The sequence below is a fragment of the Deinococcus roseus genome (assembly GCF_014646895.1).
GTDB lineage: Bacteria > Deinococcota > Deinococci > Deinococcales > Deinococcaceae > Deinococcus_C > Deinococcus_C roseus.
Genome location: NZ_BMOD01000055.1, coordinates 1 through 8,490, shown reverse-complemented (window position 1 = coordinate 8,490; position 8,490 = coordinate 1). Strand labels below are relative to the sequence as shown.

Here is an 8,490-nt window from a genome sequence, read left to right as displayed (position 1 = left end):
GTGTAAGATATTTGTAACTGCTCAGCATGGGAACTCTCTTATATGCTGAGCAATTACCATTTTTTATGTGGGAGATACTTAACTTCGGACACCCGTAGTAAGCGCAGACCCGAGACTCCAAGTCTTCAGCAGAAAGTAAGCCCTGAGCAGGCATCACCGCCCGTTTCCCATGCAGCCATTTCGGTTCAATGGGATTCAGCCAGGGGCTTCTCTTCGGCAATAGACAACTCAAGATCCGCACCCCACCTGTTGCTTTGGCCTTTCGGTTGTGCTGCTTGATCCAGGAGGTGACCTGCTTGCTGATGTGCCAACTGGCATTGTCCCAGATGAGCAGCAAAGCCTTTTTGCCCTGCTTGCCCAGTTCCTCAGTGATCCACTGTAGAAAGTCACAGGTCACAGCACTGACCGGTCTGCCTTTCACGAAACGCAACAGCATTTCCCCTGTGTCCTGCCTCAACAGGGCATAACACGCCAGAGCTTTGGGGTCCTCATCTCCACTCTGCCACTGGGGTTTTTCGGTCTGTGGACGGTTCTGATCGGTCCACAGGGCTCTTTTGGGCTGAGCGAAGCGACTCCACCACACCTCATCCTGAAAACCCAGCACCCAGTCAGACTGCTTGAGGGCAAGTTGAATTAGCCGTGCTCGTTGATTTTTTTCACGGTGTAGTTGGGGTCATTCGAGGTGATCCAGGAGGTGGCCTTTTTCCAGGTCACTTCCAGGCGTTTTAGCGCGCGACGCATGCTTTCGTAGCTCATTTTCTCCTGGGTGATGCCTTGCTGGAAGCTGACCTGAGCTAACGTTTCCAGCGTCCAGTGATCGTTTTGTACGCCATAGTCTCGGGGTTTTTGTTGCAGTAGAGCATGTAGGCGTTGTAATGCCGCTTGATCAATATGAGGCAGCATGGTGTGGGGTCGGTGGGATTTTTCATGGAGGCTTGCTAAACCATCTGCTTCAAAAGCTCTAAAAGTGTTGCGTACTGTTTGGGTGGCGATTCTCAGGGATCTGGCAATCTGGGAGACCACCTGACCCTCATGGCTGGCCAGCAGAATCTGGCTGCGCCTCACCGTGAAGGCGTCTTTGGATTTGAGCTGATCCTGGATGTGCTGGACTTCTGTTTCGCTGAGGGGTCGGACTTTGACTTTGCTGCCCATAGCTCACTTTGACAGATGACGGACATCTTCACAATCTCACTTGTGATCCTGCACTATGTGGACTACAACGGCTACCGCTACATTTCCACCCGCTATCAGGTGAGAAACGCCACCAGTGCAGGGGTGGCCAGCAACACTGCCAAAACCAACCTCACTTTGCTGGCCGGAGAAACTGCCAGCACCCTCAGCAATACAGCCATCCGGGACATCAAAAAGGCCGATGGCACCGCAGCTTCCAGCAGCCTGGCCAGTCAGATTCTGCCCACGGGCACCCTTGCTGCTGGACCTTCACTGGCCAGTGGGCAACAGAGCTTTCAGGCTTTTTCCAGCAGTGAGATTGCGCCCCTGGCCGGAACTCCGGGTCTGGTCAATGCCTTCCCCTACGGTTTTGTGGTGGACAAAGTGGGCGGAGGTCGCACCCTTCCTGCCAACCCTGCTGTGAACGATTATCAGGGTACGGTCACCGTCTCAGTGAAAGTGCCTCTGCAAACCCCCCTCTCCAACACCCCCACTTCCTTCACCATGGCCATTCTGGTCACTGAAGACGACACCACCCAGGTGAGTGAATCTCTGGAAGAACAGGCCCTGGGCAACAGTGGTCTGGCCGCCAGAGTCACCGCAGCAGGAGCCAGTCGGGTCAACGTCTTTCCTGGCAGCACCTACAGCGGCACCAAACGCATCCTCTGCAAACTCGCGGTTTCTTCGGCAGTCTCCCCCCTGTATCTGGTGAACAGCATCAACAAAGTCACCACTTTCAGCCCCACCATTTCTGCTCTGGCCGCCAAAACCAGTGCAGTCACTGCCACCCTTGGGTACTGCGACGATGTGATCCCGGCCCTGTCCGGCGGCACCCCCCAGAATCAGCTGGTGATTCATGCCTTCCAGACTGGCAAACGCCTGACCAGCAAAAACGCCACAAATGCAGGGACCTTCAGCCAGAGTGGAAACCAGTGGATCTACACCCCCTCTTCGGGCGCAGAATTCAAACCAGGTGAAGTGGTGGAAGTCACCGTGGTGGGGTCCAGCACCCTGAACAGCAGCACCCGCCGCTTCAAAGTGGCAGGGGCAGCCCAGGGCGCAGCAGGCTACAACACCTCCGTGGCTTACACTGAAGCCAACAGTGCCCAGCAAATCCGCTTCGGAGACGTGGATGGAGACGGAGATGTGGACGCCGTGCTGGGGCACAGCGGCAACTTTGTCAGCGTGCACAAAAACAACGGCAACGGCACTTTCGCTGCCCGCACCGACATTGCAGCCACCAACATTCCGCAGGGCGTGGAACTGGGAGACATCGACAACGATGGAGACCTGGACATCGCCACCGGCAGCAACAACAACTGCGGTCCCTGCACCCTCTCCATTTTCATCAACGATGGCTCTGGAAATTACAGTGCAGGCACCTCCGTCACCACGGCCACCGGAGCCTTTGCCAGCAGCACCATTGGGGTAAACTTCGGTGACTTCAACAACGATGGCAACCTTGACCTTGCTGCTGGATCCAACCAGTACGTCACCGTCTGGCAGGGCAATGGCAACGGCACTTTCAGCAACCGCCAGGACCTGTTCATCAATTCTTCTTCCAATGCCAGCAACATCGGCATCGGAGACCTCAACAATGATGGATACCAGGACCTGGTGGCCACCACGGGCACGTACCACAAACTGGAGGTGTACCTCAACAAAGCAGACGGCACCGTGGGCTTCAACACGGCTGTGGAATACACTGCACCAGACAATGTGCGTGGCGTGGCCATGGGCGACCTGAACAAGGACGGCAACCTGGACGTGGTGGTGGGCAGCATCCAGACCAACAGTTACACCGTGTACCTGGGCACCGGAACCGGTACCCTGAACACAGGAACCACCACCAGCACCCCCAATTATCCACACAACCAGATGACCCTGGCAGACATCAACGGAGACGGCAACCTGGATCTGGTGGCGGCCAACCCCACCATTTCACCCAACGGAGGGTTCACCTTCTACCTGGGGAACGGCAACGGCACCTTTGGGACGGGCACCTTCCATGACCTCGGGGGCAACACCCGTGGCGTGGCCGTGGCAGACCTGAACGGAGATGGCAAGCTGGATGTGGCAGCAACCACTTCTACAGCCATGAACGTTTTCCTGAAGAAATAACCTTTCAGAATCAACATCAGGCCACTCCCCCTTGCACAGCAAGGGGGAGTTTTGTTTCAAAAGGTTTTCTCAGGGCTGAACAGTTCCACAAGGCCCAGGGCTCAGCATGCAGCTTGCTGGTTTCCTGCATAAAAGGGCCTGGACCACACAGGATTGTATGCGCCTACATCCATCACCCATCTGGGATTGAGTTTCATCCTCAGGAAAACCCAGAGAGGATCAGGGGCCCGAACATCCCTGATCCTCTCTGAGCTGTGGGTCAGTGTTTCACTGCAGGTCCAGCACCAGTCCGCCCAGCGCAGGAACCGTCAGGTCGGTGTTCAGGGCGTGGGTTTTGCCTGTCAGCAAATCCTGACCCGTACGGTCCCGGTACTGCTCTGGCACGGCGACATTGACCTGATGGTCACTGGTGTCGTTGTTCAGCAGCACCAGCACGGCCTTGCCGTCCAGTTCGCGCAGCAGCACCACCACATGGTCGTCCAGATGCAGCGGAGCAGAGAGGCTTCCAGCACGCAAAACAGGATTGTTGTTGCGCAGGGCAATCAGCTTCTTGAAGTCCTCACGCAGGGCAAGGTCGGGTTTGCCTCCGGTGTCCTCCCAGGGGTAGGTGCCGCGGTTTCTGGGGTCTTCGCCGCCCGTCACGCCCACTTCGTCTCCGTAATAAACGGCTGGCGCACCAGGAAAAACCATCTGGAACAGCACGGCCAGTTTCAGGCGTTTCTTGGCGGTGTCCACAGCGTCCTGGGCAGTGGTGCCTGAGGTGTAGCCAAACTTGTACAGTGCACGGGCCGCATCGTGGGTGGAGAGCAAATTCATCAGGGCGTAGAACACCTGAGGGGGATACTCCTCGCGCATGAGTTCCAGGTTCTGGTACAGGTCTACAGCCTTACCTCCTGCGGCGTAATCCAGCACGGTGTTTCTAAAGATGTAATTCATGGTGCTGTCGAACTCATCCCCCAGGAAGAACTTGCTGGCATTGAACCAGGTTTCGGCCACCGTGAGGGCATCGGGGTTTTCTGACTTGACGGTCTTGCGCCACTCGCGCCAGAAACTGTCGCTGACCCAGGGGGCCACGTCCATGCGCCATCCTGATGCGCCCTGCCTGAGCCAGTACCGGGTGATGGAGTTGTCTGCACGAAAGGCGTAATCTTTCCAGGCATCCGATTCTTTCAGTTCTGGAAGGCTGGAAACCCCCACCCAGCCAGCGTATTTCTGGTCTGCACTGGCCCCACCAGGATTGAAGGTGTAGAAGTCTGCGTAAGGGGAATCGCTGCGGATCTGTTCTTTCTCGAAAGCGCCGGTTTCCGGGTATTTGCCGTAACGGTCAAAATAAACGCTGTCGCTGCCGGTGTGGTTGAGAGAGGTGTCCAGAATCACCCGCATGCCGCGTTTGGCTGCTTCGCTGGTGAGTTCCTGAAATTCTGCGTTGGTGCCAAAGTTGTTGTCGATGTGCAGGTAATCGGCGGTGTCGTACTTGTGGTTGCTGGGGGCCTCAAAGATGGGGTTGATGTAGAGGGTGTTGACTCCAAGGTCTTTGAGGTTGTCCAGTTTCTCAATGATGCCGCGCAAATCGCCACCAAAGAAATCGTTGTTGTAGACGCTGTCGCTGCCGTCACCAGAGTTGGGCAGGTAGGGGGCTTCATTCCAGTTGGTGTGCACTTCGATCTTCTGGTCCAGGTAAGTGTCCACACCCACCTTTGGATCGTTGCTCCTGTCTCCGTTGCGGAAACGCTCTGGAAAGATGTAGTAGTAAACGGCATCTCTGGCCCAGTCAGGCACCTTGAAATCCGGCTGGTAGACGGTCTGGCGGTAACGGCGGATGGCTTTGGGGTCTTCGGGTTTGAAGTCCAGCACCCCCACCCCGTCGCTGCCTTTTTCGGTGGTCCAGTAAATGGAGTTCTTGTTGTTCTGGTAGACGTAGGTGTCCTTGCCGATTTGAAGTTCAAAGTAGTAGCCATACACGCTGCTGTCTGGGAGAACCTGAGATGCACTCCACACTTCACGGTTGCCTTCCTGCTTTTTCTGCAGTGGGACGCGGGCATAGGGGGTGTACTCAAGCTTTTCCTCGTTGCCTTCCAGCAGGCGTTTTTCCAGCACCAGGGTGGCACTTTCCACACCGGGCAGGGCAGAGAGCGAAAACTGCACGGATTCCCCGGCTTTGGTGGCTCCAAAAGGGGCTTTGAACAGGAGGTTGCGGGAATCGTACTGCATACTCAGCGCCACCGGATCGGTGATTTCACGGGCAGAGCGGTCCACAAAAGTCTTCTGTCCGATGGTGAGGCTGCTGTTTTTGCCTTCTGCATCTGCGGTGAATTTGAGGGTGTGTTCTCCGGTGAAGTTGAATTTCAGGTTGCTGGCACTGCCTCCAATTTGCTGGTCTGAGAGCAGAGGGAGGGGCACTCCAGCAGTGAGGGTGCTGCTGTTTCCATCTTTGCCCCCGAAGGTGGTGGGGGCACTCCAGCCCGGATCTGCAACTTTGAATTCCTGGCTGCCCGTGAGACCCACATTCAGGTAGAAGGCGTCACACACGTACTTGAAGCGGTATTCTTCTGTGGCATTCCAGCTGTTCATGCTGCCTTTGAGGTAGATGCCGGTGCTGCCGAAAGGGTTTTTGGGGCAATCTGCAATCAGCAGGCTGGGTTTGCCTCCCGTCACGTCCAGGATGATTCTGGAAAGCCCTTTGAAAGCAAAAGTGAGGTTGGAACCCTGCAATTTCAGGGGCAAGGGAACCCCGGCTTGTGGAACGCTCTGCTCTCCTCCACCAAAGTCAGTCGGTGCAGACCAGCCACTGTCTGCCACTTTGAAGGTCTGGTCTCCAGAGAGTTCGGTGGTCAGTTCATAGTGGTTGCACACATAAGAGAATCTGTACTCTGGGGCGGCGTTCCAGCCGTTCATGCCGCCGCGCAGAAACAGTTCGGTGTTGCCATAAGGGCTGGGGGTGCAGGGAACATCTGCAGCGAGGCCGTGGCTGGAAAATCCTGCAGCCATCAGAAGTCCGGTGATCAGGGAAAGGTGGGATCGTTTCATGGTTTTGCTCCTTGGGGTCAGTGCTGAAAGGTGGTGGTGCTGCGTTCCTGCCATCTGGGGTGGAAAGTCTGCAGGGCCAGGTGGGTGAGTTCACCTTGCAAGGCCCGGAGCAGCAATTTTGCAGCGGCTTCTCCCACTTCTGCGATGGGTTGCTGCACGGTGCTGAGGGCAGATTCTCTGGCCAGGGGGTTGTCATCAAAACCGCACACCAGAAAATCCCGTCCGACCTGAAATCCGGCCTCGCTGAGTTGCCGCAGCAGACCCACCGCAATGTCATCACAGGCAGCCACGATGAAGTGCGGCTTTTCATTCAGCAGGCTGTAGAGGTCCTGGGCAATGGCCCTTCCTCCCTCCACCTGGAAAGTGGTTTTGAGGGTCAGGACGGGTTCCAGGTGGTGCTGCTGCAGGGTTTGCAGCAGGCCCTCTCTGCGGTCCCGGAACACCGGGGATTCAAATTCACCGGGGTTTTCCTGCACATCCACAAAAACCACAGGCAAACCACTTTTCAGGATGTGCCGGGCGGCCATCTGTCCTGCGGCAAGGTTATCGAAGCACACGCTGTGGTAATCCCTGTGAAAGCTGTCCACCAGCACGATGGGTTTGCCGAAAGGGGGTTTGCCGTGGTACATGCGCTCCGGGTCCAGAGAAGCGATCACCAGGGCATCCGCGCGGTATGGGAGGGCACTGGCTTCCCGGAAGCGGCGGATGCGCTGTTCTCCCAGCACCGGGAAGAGGGCGAGGTCGTATTCCTGGGTGCTGAGCACCTGGTGCATGTGGCGCAGCAGGGTGTCATAGAAGTGGGTGCCCGTCAGGGGAAGCACCACCGAGATGGCTCCGGTCTGTCCAGAACGCAGGCTGCGGGCATCCTGGTTGGGGGTGTACCCCAGGATTTCCACGGCCCTGAGGACTTTTTCACGGGACTGTGCAGAAATGTTGGATTGGTTGTTGAGGACGCGGGAAACGGTGCTGGTTCCCACTCCGGCCAGTCGGGCCACGTCCAGGACGCTGGGTTTGTTCATGCACCCTCTTTCTGGTAACGTTACCAGTTCGCTGAAAACACCAAAAACGAAGCAAATTCTGAATTTCCAGGCACAAACAACCCAGAAAATGAAATCCGCACCTCAGACTGGTAGCGTTACCACGGAATGTTTTCATTATCTCCATGCTGCTCTTGAATGTCAAGGGGATCCTGAACACTTTTCCCGGTCCAGAGGGCAGCAGCGCGTTTATTGAGGCGGTTCGCTTCAAGTGAGCAAGGAGTCGGGCACCATCCTCTGCAAAATCCATGGAATCAAACAATATTATCTATAACAAGATTAAACAAATATATACAGTCTTCAAGCAGGCCATGGTTTTTCTTCGCTGGAAACGGCGGTTTTCTGTGGTCTCCATCATGCGTTCTGCCCAGATCTCGTATCTCCCAATGGATGGTGTCTGTGCTCAAAATGCATCACATAAGTCTATACAAATTTCTGGTCATTCATTGGAACCACTTCCATTTGTTTACAGGTTCCGCTATCATCAAACCCAATCCAGACCACAACCCATTTTGAAAGGAGTTTCACCATGAAGAAACGTTCCCTTGTCGTGCTGTCTCTTGCCCTTGCCGCTTGCAGCCAGCAAAGCCCATCCCTTGTTCCATCCGCTCCCAGCCCACAGGCCATTTCTGGCACCAACATCGACACCTGGCGCAAACAGATCATTTACCTGCTGATGACCGACCGCTTTTCCAACGACAACACCACCAACGACAACCTGGGGGCCGCCAGTTGCCTGGACAAAAACAGCGCCACCAAATTCCACGGTGGAGACATCCAGGGCGTGCGCAACAAACTCAGCTACATCAAGTACATGGGGGCCACCACCGTCTGGACCACCCCCATGTACAAACAGGTCGGACTGAACGGCAGTTCCTGCGGCTACCACGGCTACTGGGCCAATTTCTCCAACAGCAGCACCGACACCAGCGTGGAACCCAAACTGGGAACCAGCAGCGAACTGACCAGCCTGATCAATGATCTGCACAACATGGGCATGAAATACATGATGGACATGGTGGCCAACCATGCCGGACCCGGAGCCAGTGTGGTCAGCACCAACCCCACCTGGTTCCACAGCAACTGCACCGGAAACGACATCACCTGCCCGCTTTCTGGATTGCCCGACTTCGCA

General features: G+C 56.0%; 6 protein-coding genes. 2 read left to right on the top strand and 4 right to left on the bottom strand.

The genetic code is table 11. The features are described from left to right. Together IEY52_RS26130 and IEY52_RS26125 are read right to left on the bottom strand one after the other, a co-directional pair. The coding region (locus tag IEY52_RS26130; protein ID WP_229684992.1) for a transposase at positions 1 to 436 on the bottom strand (436 nt) is incomplete at its 3' end. Positions 437 to 633: 197 nt separating this feature from the next. Next, entirely contained in the window at positions 634 to 1,152 is a 519-nt protein-coding gene (locus IEY52_RS26125; RefSeq protein ID WP_189009528.1) for a helix-turn-helix domain-containing protein, read from the bottom strand. Positions 1,153 to 1,194: 42 nt separating this feature from the next. Here IEY52_RS26125 and IEY52_RS26120 point away from each other — a divergent pair, with 42 nt between their 5' ends. Further along, on the top strand, positions 1,195 to 3,291 hold the full coding sequence (locus IEY52_RS26120; protein WP_189009525.1) for an FG-GAP repeat domain-containing protein: 2,097 nt from the start codon (positions 1,195 to 1,197) through the stop codon (positions 3,289 to 3,291). A 267-nt stretch (positions 3,292 to 3,558) separates the two neighbouring features. Here IEY52_RS26120 and IEY52_RS26115 read toward each other — a convergent pair whose 3' ends face one another. Both IEY52_RS26115 and IEY52_RS26110 read right to left on the bottom strand, forming a co-directional pair. Then, positions 3,559 to 6,318, bottom strand: coding sequence for an alpha-amylase family glycosyl hydrolase (locus IEY52_RS26115; RefSeq protein ID WP_189009522.1), 2,760 nt, complete (start codon positions 6,316 to 6,318; stop codon positions 3,559 to 3,561). Positions 6,319 to 6,335: 17 nt separating this feature from the next. Beyond that, positions 6,336 to 7,337: a LacI family DNA-binding transcriptional regulator gene (locus IEY52_RS26110; protein WP_189009519.1), complete on the bottom strand. Its 1,002-nt coding sequence runs from the start codon at positions 7,335 to 7,337 to the stop codon at positions 6,336 to 6,338. A gap of 547 nt (positions 7,338 to 7,884) precedes the next feature. Here IEY52_RS26110 and IEY52_RS26105 point away from each other — a divergent pair. After that, positions 7,885 to 8,490: alpha-amylase family glycosyl hydrolase (locus IEY52_RS26105; protein WP_268239768.1), on the top strand; the 606-nt coding region annotated here is incomplete at its 3' end.